The organism is Streptomyces sp. NBC_00996 (assembly GCF_045162675.1).
GTDB lineage: Bacteria > Actinomycetota > Actinomycetes > Streptomycetales > Streptomycetaceae > Streptomyces.
In genome coordinates this window covers 3,364,198-3,383,847 of the sequence record NZ_CP108723.1, presented here as the reverse complement: position 1 = coordinate 3,383,847, position 19,650 = coordinate 3,364,198, and the positions used below count along the sequence as shown (strand labels likewise).

Genomic DNA, 19,650 nt, shown 5'->3' with positions numbered 1-19,650 from the left:
ATCGGGCAGAAAGGTGTGGTGTGCGTCACGAAGCGTCGCGATTCCATGCCTGGAGTTGCGGCGACACCGCCGGGATCGTCACCGTTTCGGCGGTCTCGACGGCCGGGTACTTGCGCGATCCGTCCCGCCCGTGTGGACTACGGCCAATGCTTCGCGCACGCGCGTGGCTGGACATCTACCGAAACACAATCAGGAGGCAAGCCGTGAGCGCGACCGCGGACCACGCGGAGGAGCGGACCAACCCGGCCGCCAGGCTGGGGTTCGAGCCCGGACAGGTGGTCCAGGAGATCGGCTTCGACGACGACGTTGACCACGAGCTCCGTGAAAGCATCGAATCGCAGATCGGCCAGGATCTGGTCGACGAGGACTACGACGACGTCGCCGACGTCGTGCTGCTGTGGTTCCGCGACGAGGACGGCGATCTCACGGACTCCCTGGTGGACGCCATCGGTCTCCTTGAGGACGGCGGCAATGTCTGGCTGCTGACCCCGAAGACCGGCCGGGACGGTTACGTCGAGCCCAGCGACATCAGCGATGCCGCACAGACCGCCGGACTCTCCCAGACGAAGAGCATCTCCGTGGGCAAGGAGTGGTCGGGCACGCGCCTGGCCACGCCGAAGTCGAAGCGCTGACGCTCCGCTGGGTCGGCCTGGGGATCTCCGGGGGCTCGCGCCCCCGACCCCCCGGGCAGTCGGCCTGAAGGGCCTCGTCCTCGAACGCCGGGCGGGCTGAGTTTTCTCAGCCCGCCCGGCGTTTCTGCGTCGGCCTCCCGCAGGGGGCGCGGTGATCGCTGCGTAGGCTGGTCTCACCCGAACAGCCCCCTGGAAGGGAAGCGTGTGACTATGGCGATCGAGGTCGGCACCAAGGCCCCGGACTTCGAGCTCAAGGACAACCACGGAGCCACCGTGAAGCTGTCCGACTTCCGCGGTGAGAAGAACGTGGTGCTGCTCTTCTACCCCTTCGCTTTCACCGGCGTGTGCACGGGCGAGCTGTGCTCCCTGCGCGACAACCTGCCGCAGTTCACCGACCGGGACACCCAGCTGCTGGCCGTCTCCAACGACTCCATCCACACGCTGCGCGTCTTCGCCGAGCAGGAGGACCTGGAGTACCCGCTGCTGTCCGACTTCTGGCCGCACGGCAACATTTCGCGCGCGTACGGCGTCTTCGACGAGGACAAGGGCTGCGCGGTGCGTGGCACGTTCATCATCGACAAGGAGGGCGTGGTCCGCTGGACCGTCGTCAACGGTCTGCCGGACGCTCGTGACCTGAATGAGTACGTCAAGGCGCTCGACACCCTGTGATTGTTCGGTTCCAAGCCCTGCGGGGTGCGGGAACCCGTCACTAGGATCGACACGTTGATCCGATACCAACGCACTACGGGGCTTCCCGCCCCCGGACACTATTGGGAGGACTCGTGGGAGTCAGCCTCAGCAAGGGCGGCAACGTTTCGCTGTCGAAGGAGGCCCCGGGACTGACCGCGGTCATCGTCGGTCTGGGATGGGACGCCCGAACCACCACCGGCGTGGACTTCGACCTCGACGCAAGCGCCATCCTCACGAACGCGGACGGCAAGGTCAGCACCGACCAGAACTTCGTGTTCTTCAACAATCTGAAGAGCCCGGACGGTTCGGTCGAGCACACCGGGGACAACATCACTGGTGAGGGCGAGGGCGACGACGAGCAGATCAAGGTCAACCTCGCCGCCGTTCCCGCCGACGTCCAGAAGATCGTGTTCCCGGTCTCCATCTACGACGCCGAGAACCGCCAGCAGTCCTTCGGGCAGGTCCGCAACGCGTTCATCCGCGTGGTGAACCAGGCCGGAGAGGCGGAGATCGCGCGCTACGACCTCTCCGAGGACGCCTCGACGGAGACCGCGATGGTCTTCGGCGAGCTCTATCGCAACGGCGCGGAGTGGAAGTTCCGCGCCATCGGCCAGGGCTACGCCTCGGGCCTGCGCGGCATCGCGCAGGACTTCGGCGTGAACGTCTGAGTCAGCGGCCTTCGGCCCACCTGTCCGGCGCCGCACCCTTCACGTGCGGCGCCGGACGTGCTCGACAACTGAAAGCATGACCTCGGGGAGGACCAGCATCATGGGCGTCACGCTCGCCAAGGGGGGCAATGTCTCCCTCTCGAAGGCCGCACCGAACCTCACGCAGGTGATGATCGGGCTCGGCTGGGACGCACGCTCGACCACCGGAGCCGACTTCGACCTCGACGCCAGCGCGCTGCTGTGCAACGGGGGCCGGGTGCTCGGGGACGAGTGGTTCATCTTCTACAACCAGCTCAAGAGCCCGGACGGCTCGGTGGAGCACACCGGTGACAATCTCACGGGTGAGGGCGAGGGCGACGACGAGTCGATCCTGATCGACCTCGCCAAGGTGCCGGCCAACGTGGACAAGATCGTCTTCCCGGTCTCCATCCACGACGCCGACAACCGCGGCCAGACCTTCGGCCAGGTCAGCAACGCCTTCATCCGCGTCGTCAATCAGGCCGACGGCCAGGAGCTGGCCCGCTACGACCTCTCCGAGGACGCCTCCACGGAAACGGCGATGATCTTCGGCGAGGTCTACCGCTACAACACCGAGTGGAAGTTCCGCGCGGTCGGTCAGGGGTACGCGTCCGGTCTGCGGGGCATCGCCCTCGACTTCGGGGTCAATGTTTCCTAGGCCCACCCACGCCAGCTGAAGAGGCGGCCCTCTAGACTTCGTGGTCAACAGTAGGTAAAGCCGAGTACGGCGCGGGGGAGACCCGTACATACACGATGATTGGGTAGCCAGTGCTTCTGAAAACCTTCGGCTGGTCGTTTGCGGTCACCGCGCTCGGCTTGGTCGCAGCGGCGTTCTACGGGGGGTGGACCGCCTTTGGCATCGTGGCGATCCTGGCCGTCCTGGAGATCTCGCTGTCCTTCGACAACGCGGTGGTCAACGCCGGAATCCTGAAGAAGATGAGTGCCTTCTGGCAGAAGATCTTCCTCACGGTCGGTGTCCTGATCGCCGTCTTCGGTATGCGGCTGGTGTTCCCCGTCGTGATCGTTGCCATCACCGCCAAGATCGGCCCGATCGACGCGGTCGATCTCGCGCTGAACAACAAGGACCACTACCAGGAACTCGTCACCGACGCCCACCCGGCGATCGCCGCCTTCGGTGGCATGTTCCTGCTGATGATCTTCCTCGACTTCATCTTCGAGGACCGGGACATCCAGTGGCTGCGCTGGATCGAGCGGCCGCTGGCCAAGCTCGGCAAGGTCGACATGCTGGCGGTCTGCATCGCCCTGGTCGTCCTGCTGATCACCTCGTTCACCTTCGCGGCCCACGCCCACCAGCACGGCGGCGCGCACGTCGACAAGGCGCAGACGGTGCTGATCGCCGGCATCGCGGGTCTGATCACGTACATGGTCGTCGGCGGACTCTCCGGCTACTTCGAGGACAAGCTCGAGGAAGAGGAAGAGCGGGAGCACGAGGAAGAGGAGGAGGCCGAGCGGACCGGCAAGAAGAAGCCGGCCATCGTCCTCGCCGGCCAGGCCGCGTTCTTCATGTTCCTCTACCTGGAAGTGCTGGACGCGTCCTTCTCCTTCGACGGCGTCATCGGTGCCTTCGCCATCACCAACGACATCGTGCTGATGGCGCTCGGCCTCGGCATCGGTGCCATGTACGTCCGGTCGCTCACGGTCTACCTGGTCCGCCAGGGCACCCTGGACGACTACGTGTACCTGGAGCACGGCGCGCACTACGCGATCGGCGCCCTCGCCGTGATCCTCATGGTCACCATCCAGTACCAGATCCACGAGGTCATCACCGGCCTCGTCGGCGTGGTCCTGATCGCCTGGTCCTTCTGGTCGTCCGTGCGCCGCAACAGGGCGCTCGCGGCGGCCGAGGGAAAAGGTGAGGGCTCGGACGAGAAGGCCGAGGTCTCGTCCGGGGTGTGACAGCCCCCTCTCCTGAGGCTCGGTTCACCGGCGTGTGAACCGGGCCCCGTTGAGGAACGCTCTGAGCGGGGCGGCCGTCGAGGACGAATCCTCACGGCCGCCCCGCCGCACATCGAGAACGTGGGGGCGGAATGGGCATCTGGCAGGACCTGTGGCGCGGACGCTCGGCGGACTTCGACTCCGGCAGCGCGGCCACCAACTCCATCGAGCTGACCAAGCGGAACCACACGGTCTCGCTCACCAAACAGGGCGCGGCCACCGGCAATCTGCGTATCAACCTGTCCTGGCGGATGCGGACCTCCGACATCGGCGGCCCGCAGCGCGGCAGCCTGCTGCGCCACCCCTTCCGCGCTTTCAAGCCGGAAGTGGTCCAGGCGCACACCCAGAGCATGGTCAACGTCGACCTCGACCTGGGCGTCATGTACGAGCTGACGGACGGCACCAAGGGCGTGGTCCAGCCACTCGGCAGCTTCTTCGGCGAACTCAACGCCCCGCCGTATGTGAAGCTCAGCGGCGACGACCGCTTCGGCTCAGGGTCGGGCGAGACGGCCTTCGTCAACCTGGATCACCGCGACGACATCAAACGGCTGCTGGTCTTCGTCTACATCTATGACCAGACCCCCGCCTTCGACCGTACGCACGCCATCATCACGCTCTACCCGAGCAACGGCCCGCGCATCGAGATCGGCCTAGAGGAGCGCCATCCGCAGGCCCGGTCCTGCGCGGTCGTGATGATCCAGAACAACAAGGGCGAGCTGACCGTGCGCCGCGAGGTGAGGTTCGTGTACGGCTTCCAGGCCGAACTCGACCGCCTCTACGGGTGGGGGCTGCAGTGGGGCCGGGGCTACAAGTCGAAGGTGGACCGCTGAACCGCCTGGCCGCGGGCACTCGTGCCGTGGGGACGGCGCCTGTCCCCACGAGAGCGGCATCCTGGGGGAGCCGGAAAGCGCCCCGCCCCACAACGCGCAGGACGGCGCCGGAGCTAACGCCCGATGAACTGCGGCCCCTGCGGCGGCAGCCGGAAGTCCGGGTCGGGACCGGCGCCCACAGCCTGCGGGAAGCCGTACGCGGGCTGGGTGGCCGGCGCGGTCTGGGGCCCCGGGTAGCCGTAGGCCGGCTGACTGGTGGGCTGGGGATAACCGTACGCCGGCTGAGCGGCAGCCGCGGCCGCCGGAGACGTCTGCGGCTGCGGATACCCGTACGCGGGCTGCTGCGGCACCGGCGCGGGCTGCTCGGGCGGCAGCGGCACCGACGTCTCGGGGGCGGCGACGGGCGCGGCCCACGCGGCGGCGTCGGGTGCGGATCCGGTCACGGGCGCGACGGCGGCCTCCGTCTCGTCGACCGAGATCCCGAAGTCGGTCGCGAGCCCCACCAGACCGTCGGAGTAGCCCTCCCCGAGCGCCCGGAACTTCCAGCCCTCACCGCGCCGGTACAGCTCCCCGCAGATCAGCGCGGTCTCCGCGCCGGTCTCCGGCTTGATGTCGAAGTACGCCAGCGGTTCGCCGTCCGCGACCGTGGCGTCGTACAGCAGGATGCGCAGGGCCCGTACGCGGTCGAAGGTGACGTCGTCCGCCGATGCGACCAGGAGAATCTGTCCGACACCGGACTCGACACCGGCCAAATCCGTCTGGATCGTGTCGGTCAGGCCCTCGGTGACACGTTTCTTGCCGAGCCGCCAGACCTTGCCGGAGGGGTGGCGGGGCTGGTTGTAGAAGACGAAGTCCTCGTCGGATCGCACACGACCGTCGGGGCCGAGGAGCAGCGCCGAGGCATCGACATCGGGGACATCCTGCCCGGGCGTCCAGCGCAGCACCGCGCGCACCGCTGTGGCGTCCAGCGGGACGTTCGACCCCTTCAGCATCGCGTGCGTCATGCGGTCATCCTGCCCTCTCGGTCCTGGTCACGACAACGCGGGGTCTCCCCGGAACCGGCGAGTGTTGGACACGGCCGAGTTACTTGAACTTCATGCCAGGTGGGAACCCCTGACATGGATCCATACGTACTATTACCGGCCACATTGAATCGGGCCGACTAGCCGCCACGGGGGAGTTCTATGCGTCATTTCGGTCACATCGCCCCGGAAGAGCGGCAGCGCCTCTTCTTCCGGGAGCCCAGCGTCTTCACCGCCGACTCGCCGGCCCGGGTGCTCGCAGCGGCCCTCGGGGCCACGCTGTACAGCCCGGCGACCCGGCCGCAGCTGGCCGACGACATCATCAAGCAGGCCGGGCGCGGTGTGGTCTCGATGGTCCTGTGCCTGGAGGACTCGATCCACGACTCGGAGGTCGTGGACGCCGAGGAGAACCTGGTCCGGCAGTTCACCGACCTCGCCGCACGCCAGGAGGCCGGTGAGGTCCCGCTGCTGTTCGTCCGGGTCCGCTTCCCCGAGCAGATCCCCGACCTCGTCCAGCGCCTCGGTCCCGCCGTCCGGCTGCTGTCCGGATTCGTGATGCCGAAGTTCACCGAGGAGCGCGGCATGCCGTTCCTGGAGGCGCTCGCCGGTGCCGAGGTGGCGAGCGGGCGGCGCCTGTTCGCCATGCCGGTGCTGGAATCGCCCGAGCTGCTGTACCGGGAGTCGCGCGTCGACACCCTCGAGGGCATCTCCCGCGCCGTCGACAAGTACCGCGACCGGGTGCTCGCGCTGCGTCTGGGCGTGACGGACTTCTGCTCCTCGTACGCGCTGCGCAGGGCCCCCGACATGACGGCGTACGACGTCCAGGTCGTCGCCTCCGTGATCGCCGACGTGGTGAACATGCTGGGGCGGGCCGACGGCACCGGCTTCACGGTGACCGGGCCGGTGTGGGAGTACTTCCGGGTCCAGGAGCGCATGTTCAAGCCGCAGCTGCGCCGCAGCCCCTTCCTGGAAGGACAGGCGGAGGAGCTGCGCGAGGCGCTGCTCGAGCACGCCATGGACGGCCTGCTCCGTGAGATCACCCTCGACCAGGCCAACGGACTGCTCGGCAAGACCTGCATCCACCCCTCGCACGTCCTGCCCGTGCACGCGCTGTCCGTCGTCAGCCACGAGGAGTACAGCGACGCGCAGGACATTCTGAAGCCCGAGCGCGGCGGCGGGGGTGTGCTGCGGTCGGCGTATACGAACAAAATGAATGAGGTGAAGCCGCATCGCGCCTGGGCCGAGCGCACCCTCCAGCGCGCCGAGGTCTTCGGCGTCGCCCACGAGGACATCGGCTTCGTGGACCTGCTCGCCGCCGGGCTCCCCGCGTGAGCCGGCGCGAATCGGCGATGCGGAACCCGAACAACAAGGAATTGATGAACGACGCAGTGAAGGACGCAGTGAACGACGCGGTGTGGACCGGGACGTGGGTCGCCGAGCGGCTCGGCGTCGAACTCGTCGGTGACGAGACGCTGAGCGACCTGCTGGGGCTCGCGCTGCGTCGTAACCCCAAGCGCGCGCATCTGCTCGTGTCGAACGTCCTCGGCAAGCACGTGCCGCAGTCGCCGTCCGCGGTGTACGGATACGGGTTCGCGCTCGGCCGGCGGGTACGGGACCTGCTGGGCACCGAGGACGCCCGCGCGGCCGTGGTCCTCGGGTACGCCGAGACGGCCACCGGTCTCGGTCACTCGGTGGCGGACGGTGTCGGCCTCGCGCCCTACCTGCACTCCACCCGCCGGCCGGTCCAGGGCGTCACCCGGGCAGGCGGCTTCGAGGAGTCCCACTCGCACGCCACCTCGCATCTGCTCCTCCCCGAGGACCCCGGTCTGCTGGCGGGCTCCGGCCCGCTGGTCCTCGTCGACGACGAGTTCTCCACCGGCAACACCGTCCTCAACACGATCCGTGACCTGCACGAGCGCTATCCGCGCGAGCGCTATGTGGTCGTGGCGCTGGTCGACATGCGGTCCGCCGCCGACCTGGGCCGCCTGGAGGAATTCGCCCAGGAGATCGGCGCACGGGTCGACCTGGTGTCCGCGGCGTCGGGGACCGTGAAGCTCCCGGAGGGCGTCCTGGAGAAGGGGCAGGCGCTGGTCGCCGCCCACGAGTCGGCAGCGCCCGGCCCGGCGGCGCACGGGCCTGCCGGGCGGCGGGCCACCCGCGTCGAGCTCGGCTGGCCCCGCGGCGTCCCCGACGGCGGGCGGCACGGGTTCACGCCCAGGCATCGAATACGGCTGGAGGACGCCCTGCCCGCCATGGCCGCGCGGATCGCCGACGCGCTGCCGGACGGCGCCCGGCGCGTGCTCGTGCTCGGCTTCGAGGAGCTGATGTACGCCCCGCTCAGGCTGGCCCGGGAGCTGGAGCAGGTGGTGACCGCCGACGTGCGCTACTCCACGACCACCCGCTCGCCCGTTCTCGCCCTCGACGACCCCGGTTACGCGATTCGCACCCGTCTCGTCTTCCGTGCCCACGACAACCCGGACGACGGCCCGGGCGAGCGCTACGCCTACAACGTCGCGGGCGCCGGCTTCGACGCCGTCGTCGCTGTCGTCGACTCGGCGGCCGACACCCCCGAACTGCACTCCTCCGACGGCCTGTTGGCCCAGCTGGCGGCGCACACCCCGAGCGTCCTGCTCGCCGTCGTCCCGTCGTACGTCCCCGCACGGCCGTTGACCGAAAGGCCCTCCATGCTGCCCGAGCCCCTCCGCGGCCCCGCCTTCTCCTCGTACGCGGCCGACGAGGTCGGCTGGCTGCTCCAGGACCTCTCGGACGTGGGCCTGGAGGCGCCGACCGAGGAGCGCGAGGAGGCGATCCAGAGCGGCGGCGCGCACTACGCGGAGTCGCTGCCGGTCGAGTACCAGCCGACCACCCAGTACCAGGAGCTGTTCCACGCGGCCCTCGACGCCTCGGCCGCCCGCATCGCCCAGGCCGTCGGCGCCGTCACCGAACTGGTGCTGGCGGAAAGGTCACCGCGACCGGTCCTTGTGTCACTGGCCCGCGCGGGCACGCCCATCGGTGTCCTGATGCGCCGCTGGGCCAAGCACCGCCACGACCTCGACCTGCCGCACTACGCCGTTTCCATCGTCCGCGGCCGCGGCATCGACGCCAACGCGCTGCGCTGGCTCGCCGCCCACCACGACCCGGCCGACGTCGTCTTCGTCGACGGCTGGACGGGCAAAGGCGCGATCACCCGCGAACTGACCGATGCGATACGGGAGTTCGAGGCATCCGACGGCATCACCGGCTTCGACCCGGAGATCGCGGTGCTCGCCGACCCGGGCTCGTGCGTGCGGACGTACGGCACCCGCGAGGACTTCCTCATCCCCTCCGCCTGCCTCAACTCGACGGTCTCCGGGCTGATTTCGCGCACGGTTCTGCGAGCCGACCTGGTCGGCGAGCACGACTTCCACGGCGCGAAGTTCTACCGCGAACTCGCCGGCTCCGATGTCTCCGTCGCCTTCCTGGACGCCGTTGCCGCGCACTTCTGCGACGTCACCGACGCGGCCTGCGCCCAGGCCAAGGAGCTTCTCGCCGCCGACCGCACCCCCAGCTGGGAGGGCTGGGCGGCGGTCGAGCGGATCAGCGAGGAGTACGAGATCCACGACGTGAACCTCGTCAAGCCGGGCGTCGGCGAGACCACCCGGGTGCTGCTGCGCCGCGTCCCGTGGAAGATCCTCGCGCGCGCCGGAGCGGGCGCCGACCTCGACCACGTACGCCTGCTCGCCGAGCAGCGCGGAGTGCCCGTCGAGGAGGTCGCCGAACTCCCCTACACCTGCGTGGGGTTGATCCACCCGAAGTACACGCGCGGTGCGACCGGCGCCGACGGCAAGGCGGTGACGGTCTGATGTCCGCGCCCAAGACGCTCGTCGCCAGCGACCTCGACCGTACGCTGATCTACTCCTCCGCGGCCCTGGCGCTGACCATGCCGGACGCCCGCGCACCCCGGCTGCTCTGTGTCGAGGTGCACGAGAGCAAGCCGCTGTCGTACATGACGGAGACGGCAGCCGCCCTGCTCACCGAACTCGGCGACACGGCGGTCTTCGTACCCACCACCACCCGCACCCGCAAGCAGTACCAGCGCATCAACCTGCCGGGCCCCGCCCCGAAGTACGCGATCTGCGCCAATGGCGGGCACCTGCTCGTCGACGGCGTCTCCGATCCCGACTGGCACGGGAGCGTGACGGCGCGGCTCGCCACCGAGTGCGCGCCGCTGGACGAGGTACGGGAGCATCTGGCGGCCACCGCCGATCCCGCCTGGGTCCGCAAGCACCGGGTGGCCGAGGACCTGTTCGCCTATCTCGTGGTGGAGCGCGAGCTGCTCCCCGAGGAGTGGGTGAAGGAACTGGCCGTGTGGGCGGAGAACCGCGGCTGGACGGTGTCCCTGCAGGGCCGCAAGATCTACGCCGTACCCAAGCCGCTCACCAAGAGCGCGGCCTTGCACGAGCTCGCCCGCCGTACCGGCGCGCCCCTGACCCTCGCCGCCGGTGACTCCCTCCTCGACGCCGACCTGCTGCTGGCCGCCGACCGGGGCTGGCGCCCCGGCCACGGCGAACTGGCCGAGGCGGACTGGACGGCGCCCGCGATCACGGCTCTCGCGGAGCGGGGGGTCGCCGCGGGGGAGCGGATCCTGCGGGAGTTCATGAACGCCTGCGACGGACAGGCGTCGGTCTGAGCCCGAGAGTTACCGTGGGCGGGGGACCCGACGTGAGGAGAGCCACGTGGCCAAGGGCAACAGCACTCGACTGACGGACGAGCTCTACGCGTACATGCTCGGCCACAACCCGCCGCTGGACCCCGTGCAGCGCATGCTGGTCGAGGTCACCCACGTCCAACTCCCGCTGGTGGCGGGCAAGCAGGTCGCCGAGGAGCAGGGGGCGCTGCTCGCGTTCCTCGTGCGGCTGACGGGGGCGCGCCGGATCGTCGAGGTCGGTACGTTCACGGGGCTGTCGGCGCTGTCCATGGCTCAGGCGCTGCCGCCCGACGGGACGCTGCTGACCTGCGACATCTCCGAGGAGTGGACGGAGCACGCGCGGGAGGCCTGGGCGAAGGCGGGCGTCGCCGACCGGATCGAGCTGCGGATCGCGCCCGCGCGGGAGACATTGCGCGCGCTGCCGGACGAGCCGCACATCGACATGGCGTTCATCGACGCGGACAAGGACAACTACATCGCGTACTGGGACGAGTTGGTGCCCCGGATGCGCCCCGGCGGACTGCTCGCCGTCGACAACGTCTTCCTGCACGGCGGCGTGACCGACCCCGAGGCGACCGGCCTCGCCGCGGCGATCAAGGAGTTCAACGAGCACGTGAAGGCGGACGACCGCGTGGACAGCGTGATGCTGGCGGTGGCGGACGGGATGACGTTGGCGCGGCGGCGCTGAGCGGCCTCGGGGAAGCGGGGTGCGTTTCCGCGTCGTCCGGTGCGGTGCATCGGCGTGCTGCCGCGTCGCCCTCGTCCTGGATGTACCTGGGTGATGTGGCAGTGCGGCGAGGTGCCGTGCCGGGCGGCGTGGGGGCGTGCCTCACTTCCCCGAGGCCGCTCAGCGGGGCGAGTGCCCCGGGATCCGGGAATCAGCCGCAGCAGCCCCCGCCGCAGCAGCCGCCACCGCCACCCGCGCGGGGCGCCGGTGCGGGCGCGGCGGACGACGATCCGCCCACCGAGACCGTCGACAGCAGCTTCACGGTGTCGTCGTGGCCGGCGGGGCAGTCCGCGGGGGCGGAGGACTCCGCCATCGGACGGCTCAGTTCGAAGGTGTCGCCGCAGGTCCGGCAGCGGTACTCATAGCGAGGCATGAGGCCAGATTAGCGGGCGCCCCGCACCGCCGACGAGGGTTGCCCGGGCAGCTCGCGCTCTCTGGCCCGCTGGAGGGCCAGCGCGTGGGCCTTGGCGCGCAGCCGCTGCTCCTGCTCGATCCGCTCGGGATGGCGGGCCTTCCAGTACGGGTTGTCGTGGGGCAGGGCCGAGCCGACCCTCCCGTACATGCCGAAGAACATCAGCAGGACGCCCACGACAAAGCTGAAGAGCACGTTCTGGATGTGGAAGGCGAGGAAGTTGTAGCCGCTGTCGAGCAGTGCCAGGTTCACGAAGCCGCTGAGGATGAAGGTGACGCCGAGGGCCATGTTGAGCGTGGAGGCGAAGTTCCCGCCGATCACCATGCCGATGAACAGGAGCAGCCCGACGCAGATCGACAGCACGCTGAGCGCGCCGTTGGTGTTCAGCCCTCCGACCGTGTCCCCACGGGTGTCGAAGAACCCGACCTTGTTGACCAGGCCCAGGATGCCGAAGGCAAGCAGCACCAGACCCATGAGGCCCGCGCCGATCCGGTAGAAGGTGCTGAGACGATGATCGACGGGCAGATGCTCGTCGAAGGAGATACGTCGCTTCGAAGCCCGTCGGGAACCCGGGCGAAGTGAGTGTGTGGCCATGTCCGCCTCCTCACGCAGCCGGCGGAGGCCGTCGTTCTTCCGGCCGGCGGGGGCCGTGCGTTCTCTCAGCATCCGCCCGGGGGTCCCGGTCCGCCAGCACCGGAGCGCGGGAGGCTTCGGGCTTGCGGCACGGAGGCCTGGGGGCATCGGGCTTCCGACACGGGAGCCTGGGAGCCTTCGGGCCATCAACGGCGGGGCGCGGAGACTTCGGGTTCCGTCGTTTCGGTGGTAGCGGATTTTTCGGGCTTCGCCGTCCCGCTGGTTGCGAATCCTTCAGGCTCCGCCGCCCCGCTCTTCACGGATCTGGGAGACCACCCGCGCCACCGTCTGCCGTACCGCCTCGGTCTCGGTCAGGAAGTGCCAGTAGTCGGGGTGGCGCCCCTCCAGCGTGGCGATGGCACGGTCGAGACGGGCGACGGAGTCGTCGAGCGGCCGGGCGTGTCGCGGGTCGGGGGTGTTGCGGCCCGCCATGGCCAGCCGCTGGGCGTCACGGATGGCGAACCGGGTGCGGTCGATCTCCTGCTGAGGGTCCTTCGCCACCGCGTTCAGCCGCCGCAGCCGGTCGCCGGCCGCCGAGACGGCTTCGTCGGTGTTGTTCAGCAGCGCCCGCACGGTGGACAGCATCGAGGTCGCGTCCGGCCAGCGCTGCGCCTCGCGCGCGGCCTGCGCCTCCTTCAGCTTGAGCTCGGCCTGCCGTACGTTCTCCGCGGCCTGCTCCGGCACATGCTGCAGGTCCTGCCAGCACGCGGCCGAGAAGCGCCGCCGCAGCTCGCTCAGGACCGGCTCCACCTGCCCGGACCGGGTGGTCAGAGCCTGCGCGCGGGTGCGCAGCGAGACCAGCCGGTGGTCGATCTCGGCGGCTCGCTCGGGCAGCCGCTCCGCCTCCGCGCGCACCGCTCCGGCCTCCCGCGAGACCCGCTCGGCGCGCTCCAGCGTCTCCGGTACGCCGTGTTGTCCGGCTCCCTGGTTCAGCTTGGTCAGCTCGGGCCCGAGGGCGGCGAGCCGGGCGGCGAGGTCATCGGCCTTGAGCCCCGAGCCCCGCACGCCGTCCAACGCGTTCGAGGCGGCGAGCAGGGCTTGGCGGGCGCGCTCGACGGCAGGGGCGAGCCGGGCGAGCTGTGTCTCGGCCTTGCCGAGCAGCGGCCCGAGCCCCCGCTCGAACCGGTCGAGATCCCCCTTGACCCGGCCCAGCTCGTCCTTGGCGGCGATCAGCTCGGTGCGGGCTCGCGCGGCGACCGACGCCTCCAGGTCGTCGCGGTCGAGATCGTGGGCGTCGACGGCGGTGATGTACTGATGACTGGCCTCGTCGATGCGCCGCCCGAGCGCCTCGAAGTCCAAGACCGCGCGGCGGGCCGCGGGCGAGGCGTCGACGGCCGTGATCGTCTCGATGGAGATCCGCAGATCGCGCTGCGCGGTGTCGAGTTCGTAGAAGGCGGCCGCGGCGGCGTCCTTGGCGGCCTGAGCCTCGGCCCGCTGACTCTCGGAGCGACCGCCGAACCACCGCCGGGTGCCGCCACCGGCGAAGGCGGCGGGCAGCACGAGCGCGGCGAGCAGCGGCACGGTGATGAGGGTCAGCGCGTCACGGGTGGCGCGCGAGATGCCGAGGGCGCGGCGGGCCCGGTACCGCCGAGCGGTCGCGGGGCGACGAGGCGCTTGCTGTGCGCATGGCACAAACGGCGAATACGGCTGCGAAGGTGTCGCCGTCACATCCCTCTCCCGTGCTGTCATCCGCCTTGCCCGGCTGTCATTCTCCCACCGGTTAAGGACGAACACACGGGCCGGTTAGTTCGCGGTTCGTACCGTGATCTTCCCGTCGTTCGTGTGGGCGGACACCACATGGGAGCTGCCCGGGTCTCGGGGTACGGACACATGCACCGAGCCGTCATCACTCCCGGTCGTCACGCGGTAGCTGTCCCGCGGCAGCGCGATGGTCACGGAGCCGTCCTGCGTGCGGGAGTCCACCAGGTCGGGTACGGCGCCGAGTTCGAGCTGTACGGAACCGTCCTGCGTACGGGCACGCACCTGGCGCGAGTCGACGCCGAGCGCACGGATGGACCCGTCGCTGCTGCGCAGGTCGAGTGGCCCCGAGGAGTCCGTCACCCGCACGGAACCGTCCGACGTACGAATGCTCAGCGCCTCCTCGAAGCCCTGCGCGCGCACGCTTCCGTCCCCGTCCTTCACGGTGACGGCGATGCCGCGCGGCACCACGATCCGATGCCTGGCCGAACAGTCGGCCACCACTCCCGAACACTTCATCCGCAGCACGAGCCGATCGCCGTCCTCCATCGCCCAGGTCACCCTGGGATCCCCACCCACGACGACACGCCCACGGAACCACCGGGTGACCTCGACCCTGTCGGCCTTCGCCGAGTCCGAGACCACGACATCGAGCGCGGAGTCGTCCGAGTCGACGGTGAGCGTGCGCCCGTGCAGCGCGAAGGACCGGTGATCGGGATCCTTGTCGTCCCCGGCGGACGCGCCACAGGCGGTGGCGCCCGCGACGAGGACCACGACGACGCCGGCGACGGCGGCCACGCGGGCAGGAACGGTACGGGCCATGGTGTTTCCCCCTGAGACGGACTGGCTGCGAAGGCTCTTCGACCGTACGGATCCGAGGCCCGCAGGGGGATCCGGGCGGCTCCCGGATCGAAGGTGGGGATAACCCCCCGCCCCGGCCCGTCGGCCCGCACTCCCCGGATACGGAGTTGCGGTGCATCCCCTCGGATACGGGTTTGCAGGACACCTCCCGGATACGGGTTTGCAGGGCATCCCCTCGGGCAATGTAGGCTGTCGACTCGTCCTGGGCGCGTAGCTCAGCGGTAGAGCGCCGCCCTTACAAGGCGGATGTCGGCGGTTCGAAACCGTCCGCGCCCACCAGTCTCAGGACACAACAAAGGCCCAGGTCAACCGGTGCGAAGCCGGAGACCTGGGCCTTGATCTTTCTCAGCCGCTCAGGGCCGTCGTGCCACTTACGTGCCAGATGGGCCGTGCGGGGGCCGCTTCACCTTCCTGATCTGACCGTCGACGTAGTCGGCGATCTGGTGGTCACGGCCGTTCACTAGGTGCTGATAGACCAGTGCGGCCCGCACGGACGAGTGGCCCATCCGGTGCATCAGCTCGCGGGTGGTTGCTCCACCGGTCGCGGCGAGGGTGTTCCCGGTGTGCCGGAGATCGTGGAAGTGCACGTCTCCGAGGCCGGTCGCGTCGAGGGCACGGAGCCAGATCCGCCGGAAGTTGTTCCGCCGCAGGGTGCCGCCGCGGGCGCCGACGAAGACGAGCCCGGTTCGGCCGGCACTCGCGTACTCGGCCAGGTGATGCGCCAGCTCGGGGACGAGCGAGGCCGGGAACGCCACCGTGCGGACGCCAGCCGCGCTCTTGGGCGCCTTGACCGTGAGCCCTTCCGTTCGGGTCTCGGCGTAGGAGCGGCGGACGGAGACAGTTCGGGCTTCGAGGTCGATGTCCCGGCGCTGGAGGGCGGCCAGCTCACCGAAGCGGAGTGTGGCGAACGCGGCCAGGAGCACCAAAGCACGGCAGTGCGGTGGGACCGCGTCGGCGAGCCGGTACACCTCGGGCACGGAGAGGAACGGCCGCTCGGTGTGGGTGACCGTTCCCGCACTCTTGACCCGGCACGGATTGCGCTCGATCAGCCCGTCGTCCACGGCCGTGTTCATAATGGCCCGGAGGACTTGGTAGGCCTTGGAGACGGTGGCTGGGCCGACGCCCGCGTCGAGGAGGTCGGTACGCCAGCGCCGTACCTGGGGTGTGGTGATCTCCCGCAGGGCGACCGCGCGGAACGTCGGCAGGATGTGCCGGTTGAGCACGCCAGTATTGCGCTCCCGTGTGGTGGCCGCGTAGTCACGATCTTTGAGCCAGGACTCCGCGAAGTCGCCGAACACGATCTTGACGTCAGGGTTCGTCCAGTCGTCGTCGAGGATTTTGGCCTCTTGCTTGACGAGCCATCGGTCCGCATCGGTCTGCGTTGCGAAGGTCGTGTCAGCCGTGCGCATCAGACCGTCCGGACCGCGGTAGCGGGCCTGGAAGCGTCCAGAGGGCAGCTTGCGCACGGATCCGAAGCGGCGACGGCGCCCCTTGGTGTTCGCCATCAGGCCACCGCCTTCAGGCGCGAGGCACGGCCGGTGATCGGCTCCACAGTGTGCTCCGTGATGTACGCGTCCACCGCACTCTCCGGGATGCGGACGTGACGGCCGACCTTCACGAAGGTGATGCGCCGCTCGGCTATCAGCCGCCGGGGGAAGCGCGCCGAGGTGCCGAGCACTTCGGCCACCTGGTCGACGCTGAGGTATCGGTCCTTCATGCTGCGGCTCCTTCCATGGCGAGCTGGTCGCGTAGGGCTTCGCGGGCGGTTTCGCGGTTGGTCTGGAGGTCTCGGGCGATGGTGGCGGCAAGGGCGGATTCGCCGGGGGTGTGGCCGTGTCCGGCGTATTGCCAGTCGGCGAGGACGAGGACGGTGTCCGGTTCGCGGTCGTCCAGGCCGAGGGCTTCCCGCTCTTGTGCGGCGCGGAAGTCGGCCCGGGCCTGACGGAGTTCGCCGAGCGTGGTCGAGTAGCGGCGGGACTTGGAGGAGAAGTGGCCGCGGAAGCCGAGCATGTGGGCCCAGGCCCACAGGCGCCGTTCGGGGTAGAGCGGATCGAGCTGCTTGCAGGCTTCGATGAGTCGGCGGGTGTGGTCGGGGATCTGGTGGCGGTCGAGTTCGGCGAGTTCGCCGATGCGGCGGTCCAACGTGCCGGTGTTCTCAGCTGCCTTGGTGGCGTACTTGGCGACGTAGGAGGCCACGGCCTGTTCGGTGATGTCGGAGCCATCGCCGAAGGCCTTCACGGGCCTGACGTCGAGCTGGGTGCCCCAACGGAAGGTGCGGGCGGGTTGGTCCTCGGCGGCCGGGACGGAGACCGAGGTGTAGGAGTGGGCTGCGGCGGCGTGGATCGCGTCGGTGAGGAGGTCGACGGTTGCCCAGGACGGGGGCGGTGTGTCGGGTCCCTCGGGGCCGTCGAGGCGGATCACGGCGTGGAAGTGCAGGGCGCCGCGCTTTTGGAACTCGGCGACCTTGCCGTACGACAGGCGTACGTGATCGGGCAGTTCGCGGCGTGTGAGTCCGGCACGGGCGGCGATCTCGCGGCGGAGGCGGGTTGCGAATCTCATCCACAGGTCGCCCGCGTGGTTGTTGAAGAGGACGGCGGCGGCGTAGTCGTAGGTGTTCGGGTCGAGGGCGGTGCCGAGCGCGGGATCGTCGGCGGTGTGGCGAGTGCCGCAGCGGCAGACGCCTCGGTCAGGGCGGTTGTGGACGGGGCCGAAGGACGGGGCGGTGAGGGTGGCGAAGACGCGAGGGTGATCGCGGACCGTGGACGGGATGCCGCGGCGGTTGTCTCCGGCCAGGCCCGCGCGGATGAGCTGGTAGGTGTCTCCGGCGTAGGTCCAGGCGCAGGAGGGGCAGCGGGAGGCGCGGCGGTTGCCGCAGGCGAGGCGGAGGCGTCCGCCCGGCTCGTTCTCGGTGGAGTAGTGGTGCAGGGTCTCGCCGGTCGTCTTGTCCTTGCTCAGGGTCCAGCCGGTGAGGTGGATGGGGTCGGCGCAGCCGCCGGTGCGGCGGATCTGGTCCTGCCAGCGGTCGAAGTCGGGGGCCGAGGCCACCCTCAGCAGGTCGCCGAGGGTGGTCGGGTCGAGTCGAACAGGGTGTCAGGCACGGGCGCCCTCCCGCATGCGTGCCGGGCGGTGGGCGGTGCCGGTGCCGTGGCAGGCCGGGCAGCGCGCGGTGATGGTGCGCAGGTGGCCGTGCCGGTCGCGCCCGCCGAGGGTGATGGCGGCGGAGGCGAAGCCGTCGCAGTTCGGGCAGATACGGGACGACGGTCGGGTGCGGTGGGTCATGCTGGGACTTCCTTCCGGATCTCTGGTTCGGACAGGGGCACGGCTCCCGGGCGGCGGATGCTTGGCGGTATCAGGGCCGCCCGGGAGCCGGTCAGCGGTGCTTGCTCTCGGAGCCGATCAGGGAGCGGATCACCAGGGCGCAGATGGCGAGCGAGGCGCCGGTGATGGCGACCGCGAGGAGCATGGAGACCAGGACGGCGCCGACGACCAGGACCACGGCGGTGCCGCTGCCGACGAGGGCGATGACGGCGCCCGGGGTGAGTTGCACGGTCGGCCGAGCCGTGGCCGTGGCCGGGGCGGGCGCGGGGGCCGCCGGGGTGTGCTGGACCACGGTGGTCGGTTCGACGACGACGGCGGGCGGGGTGACCAGGCCGGTCGGCTGCGGCATGGTCGGGACCTTGGGCCGGAACATGGTGGATCTCCTTTCGTGGGTGGTTACTTGACGGCAGTGTTGATGGCGGGGGCGAGCAGGCTGTCGGCGAGGAGGTAGCCGCCGAGGAGGAGCACGGCGACGAGCCACCAGGGCGGGCGGATGAGCTTGACGCCGAGCCAGCCGACGATGATCAGGGCGAACCAGAGGGGAACCTGCACGGGGCGTCTCCTCAGCGGACGGTGCAGCGGTGGGTGCGGGCGGCGAGCTGGGCGGCACTCTGGCTGGAGTAGTCGGCGGACCAGCCGCAGCGGTCGTTGGTGCACACGGCGGCGTGCTTGGTGTGGCCGTGGCGGTCGCGGTGGGTGCCGATCTGCACGGGGCCGATGTTCATCACGGAGTGGAAGTGGTCACGAGCAGGCATGACGGCGGTGTCCTTTCCGGTCAGGTGAGTTGGGCGGCGATGGCGTCGGCGAGCTGGGGCGGGACGCCGAGGCGGGCGCGCAGGGTGTCGGTGTCGATGCGGGTTCCGGTGCGGGCGTGGTGGTCGTCGGCGACCTTGCGAGCGTGGTCGACCAGAGCCGCCGGAACGGGCGTAGCGGCCGGAGCCGACGCCGCCGGGGCGAGTGCTGGGGTGTCCTCGGCAGCGGCGACGGGAGCTGGCTTCGGCAGCGAGTCGGGGGCGGATTCCCGTTCGACTTCCGGCGTGGGGGCGGGGGCTGCGGGTGCCGGCGGAACCGGCTCCCGGTCTCCGGCGGAGTGGGCGAGGAGCGTGCCGCCGAGGAAGGCGAGGGCAGGCCATCCGGCGATGCCGAAGCGGAGCCAGGCCGGGGGGTGGGCGAGGTCGAGGAATCCGGCGGTGGCGACGTTGGCGCCGAGGGATGCGAACAGCGCGATCAGGAACCAGGACCAGGCCAGCCGGGACGGGCCGTCACTGCGGAGTCGTCGCCAGGCGGCGACCAGGAGCAGGTCAACCGAGATCGGGTAGGCCCAGGCCTTCCAGCCGGTCTGTCCGGCCGCGGAAGCGAGGTCATGCAGGTGGGCGAAGGACAAGGCCCCGGCAATCACGGCCTGTACGAGGACGGCGTCCGGGCGGATCGATCGGGTCATGGTCTTCACCTCCTTCGTGGGTTGGAGCCGGGTCCGGGCGGGGCGCATCGGTCCATC

General features: G+C 70.0%; 23 protein-coding genes and 1 tRNA gene. 11 read left to right on the top strand and 13 right to left on the bottom strand.

Annotation, left to right across the window (positions count from 1 at the left end):
- The first annotated feature begins 203 nt into the window (after positions 1 to 203).
- The 6 genes from OG390_RS16030 to OG390_RS16005 all read left to right on the top strand — a co-directional run bounded on the left by OG390_RS16030 (position 204) and on the right by OG390_RS16005 (position 4,794).
- The gene (locus OG390_RS16030; RefSeq protein ID WP_399074162.1) at positions 204 to 632 is read left to right on the top strand and encodes a DUF3052 domain-containing protein; all 429 of its coding nucleotides are present in this window, start codon (positions 204 to 206) and stop codon (positions 630 to 632) included.
- A 210-nt stretch (positions 633 to 842) separates the two neighbouring features.
- Positions 843 to 1,301 carry a peroxiredoxin gene (locus tag OG390_RS16025; protein WP_189185454.1) on the top strand — a complete coding sequence of 153 codons (459 nt, stop codon included), beginning with the start codon at positions 843 to 845 and terminating at the stop codon, positions 1,299 to 1,301.
- 113 nt (positions 1,302 to 1,414) lie between these two features.
- Positions 1,415 to 1,990, top strand: a complete 576-nt coding sequence (locus OG390_RS16020; RefSeq protein WP_189185330.1) for a TerD family protein — start codon at positions 1,415 to 1,417, stop codon at positions 1,988 to 1,990.
- A 100-nt stretch (positions 1,991 to 2,090) separates the two neighbouring features.
- Entirely contained in the window at positions 2,091 to 2,666 is a 576-nt protein-coding gene (locus tag OG390_RS16015; protein WP_399075081.1) for a TerD family protein, read from the top strand.
- A gap of 110 nt (positions 2,667 to 2,776) precedes the next feature.
- Positions 2,777 to 3,925 (top strand): DUF475 domain-containing protein, encoded by a 1,149-nt coding sequence (locus OG390_RS16010; RefSeq protein WP_406168530.1) that lies wholly within the window; start codon positions 2,777 to 2,779, stop codon positions 3,923 to 3,925.
- A gap of 131 nt (positions 3,926 to 4,056) precedes the next feature.
- Complete coding sequence (locus OG390_RS16005) at positions 4,057 to 4,794, top strand: Tellurium resistance (protein WP_406168528.1); 738 nt, start codon at positions 4,057 to 4,059, stop codon at positions 4,792 to 4,794.
- 113 nt (positions 4,795 to 4,907) lie between these two features.
- Here OG390_RS16005 and OG390_RS16000 read toward each other — a convergent pair whose 3' ends face one another.
- Entirely contained in the window at positions 4,908 to 5,798 is an 891-nt protein-coding gene (locus tag OG390_RS16000; protein WP_406168526.1) for a TerD family protein, read from the bottom strand.
- Positions 5,799 to 5,978: 180 nt separating this feature from the next.
- On the opposite strand from OG390_RS16000, the gene OG390_RS15995 reads away from it, so the two are divergent.
- From OG390_RS15995 to OG390_RS15980, 4 genes are read left to right on the top strand one after another with little or no spacing between them, the layout of a single operon-like run.
- Complete coding sequence (locus tag OG390_RS15995) at positions 5,979 to 7,148, top strand: HpcH/HpaI aldolase/citrate lyase family protein (RefSeq protein ID WP_406168524.1); 1,170 nt, start codon at positions 5,979 to 5,981, stop codon at positions 7,146 to 7,148.
- Between the two features lie 44 nt (positions 7,149 to 7,192).
- Positions 7,193 to 9,658 carry a phosphoribosyltransferase gene (locus OG390_RS15990; protein ID WP_406168522.1) on the top strand — a complete coding sequence of 822 codons (2,466 nt, stop codon included), beginning with the start codon at positions 7,193 to 7,195 and terminating at the stop codon, positions 9,656 to 9,658.
- Positions 9,658 to 10,485 (top strand): HAD family hydrolase, encoded by an 828-nt coding sequence (locus OG390_RS15985; RefSeq protein ID WP_406168520.1) that lies wholly within the window; start codon positions 9,658 to 9,660, stop codon positions 10,483 to 10,485. Before OG390_RS15990 ends, OG390_RS15985 begins: the two co-directional genes overlap by 1 nt.
- Positions 10,486 to 10,531: 46 nt before the next feature.
- Positions 10,532 to 11,191, top strand: coding sequence for an O-methyltransferase (locus OG390_RS15980; protein WP_406168518.1), 660 nt, complete (start codon positions 10,532 to 10,534; stop codon positions 11,189 to 11,191).
- A 190-nt stretch (positions 11,192 to 11,381) separates the two neighbouring features.
- Here OG390_RS15980 and OG390_RS15975 read toward each other — a convergent pair whose 3' ends face one another.
- The 4 genes from OG390_RS15975 to OG390_RS15960 all read right to left on the bottom strand — a co-directional run bounded on the left by OG390_RS15975 (position 11,382) and on the right by OG390_RS15960 (position 14,795).
- On the bottom strand, positions 11,382 to 11,603 hold the full coding sequence (locus OG390_RS15975) for a zinc ribbon domain-containing protein (RefSeq protein ID WP_189185339.1): 222 nt from the start codon (positions 11,601 to 11,603) through the stop codon (positions 11,382 to 11,384).
- Between the two features lie 9 nt (positions 11,604 to 11,612).
- Complete coding sequence (locus tag OG390_RS15970; RefSeq protein WP_406168516.1) at positions 11,613 to 12,236, bottom strand: DUF4383 domain-containing protein; 624 nt, start codon at positions 12,234 to 12,236, stop codon at positions 11,613 to 11,615.
- A gap of 273 nt (positions 12,237 to 12,509) precedes the next feature.
- Entirely contained in the window at positions 12,510 to 13,943 is a 1,434-nt protein-coding gene (locus OG390_RS15965) for a hypothetical protein (RefSeq protein WP_406168514.1), read from the bottom strand.
- 75 nt (positions 13,944 to 14,018) lie between these two features.
- Positions 14,019 to 14,795: a DUF4097 family beta strand repeat-containing protein gene (locus tag OG390_RS15960; RefSeq protein ID WP_406168512.1), complete on the bottom strand. Its 777-nt coding sequence runs from the start codon at positions 14,793 to 14,795 to the stop codon at positions 14,019 to 14,021.
- Between the two features lie 243 nt (positions 14,796 to 15,038).
- Here OG390_RS15960 and OG390_RS15955 point away from each other — a divergent pair.
- Positions 15,039 to 15,113 (top strand) — tRNA-Val (locus OG390_RS15955).
- 92 nt (positions 15,114 to 15,205) lie between these two features.
- On the opposite strand, the gene OG390_RS15950 is transcribed toward OG390_RS15955, so the two are convergent.
- From OG390_RS15950 to OG390_RS15915, 8 genes are all read right to left on the bottom strand, one after another.
- The gene (locus OG390_RS15950; RefSeq protein ID WP_406168510.1) at positions 15,206 to 16,339 is read right to left on the bottom strand and encodes a tyrosine-type recombinase/integrase; all 1,134 of its coding nucleotides are present in this window, start codon (positions 16,337 to 16,339) and stop codon (positions 15,206 to 15,208) included.
- The gene (locus OG390_RS15945; protein WP_406168508.1) at positions 16,339 to 16,551 is read right to left on the bottom strand and encodes a helix-turn-helix domain-containing protein; all 213 of its coding nucleotides are present in this window, start codon (positions 16,549 to 16,551) and stop codon (positions 16,339 to 16,341) included. Before OG390_RS15945 ends, OG390_RS15950 begins: the two co-directional genes overlap by 1 nt.
- Entirely contained in the window at positions 16,548 to 17,888 is a 1,341-nt protein-coding gene (gene repSA, locus OG390_RS15940) for a replication initiator protein RepSA (RefSeq protein WP_406177687.1), read from the bottom strand. The genes OG390_RS15945 and repSA overlap by 4 nt, the downstream gene beginning before the upstream one ends.
- 36 nt (positions 17,889 to 17,924) lie before the next feature.
- Positions 17,925 to 18,113 (bottom strand): hypothetical protein, encoded by a 189-nt coding sequence (locus tag OG390_RS15935; RefSeq protein WP_406168506.1) that lies wholly within the window; start codon positions 18,111 to 18,113, stop codon positions 17,925 to 17,927.
- 91 nt (positions 18,114 to 18,204) lie between these two features.
- Positions 18,205 to 18,525, bottom strand: coding sequence for a SpdD-like protein (locus tag OG390_RS15930; RefSeq protein WP_406168504.1), 321 nt, complete (start codon positions 18,523 to 18,525; stop codon positions 18,205 to 18,207).
- Positions 18,526 to 18,548: 23 nt separating this feature from the next.
- The gene (locus OG390_RS15925) at positions 18,549 to 18,704 is read right to left on the bottom strand and encodes a hypothetical protein (protein WP_406168503.1); all 156 of its coding nucleotides are present in this window, start codon (positions 18,702 to 18,704) and stop codon (positions 18,549 to 18,551) included.
- Between the two features lie 11 nt (positions 18,705 to 18,715).
- Positions 18,716 to 18,907 carry a mobile element transfer protein gene (locus OG390_RS15920; protein ID WP_406168501.1) on the bottom strand — a complete coding sequence of 64 codons (192 nt, stop codon included), beginning with the start codon at positions 18,905 to 18,907 and terminating at the stop codon, positions 18,716 to 18,718.
- Positions 18,908 to 18,927: 20 nt separating this feature from the next.
- A complete protein-coding gene (locus tag OG390_RS15915; RefSeq protein WP_406168499.1) occupies positions 18,928 to 19,593 on the bottom strand; it encodes a DUF2637 domain-containing protein in 666 nt (221 codons plus the stop codon).
- Positions 19,594 to 19,650 lie beyond the last annotated feature (57 nt).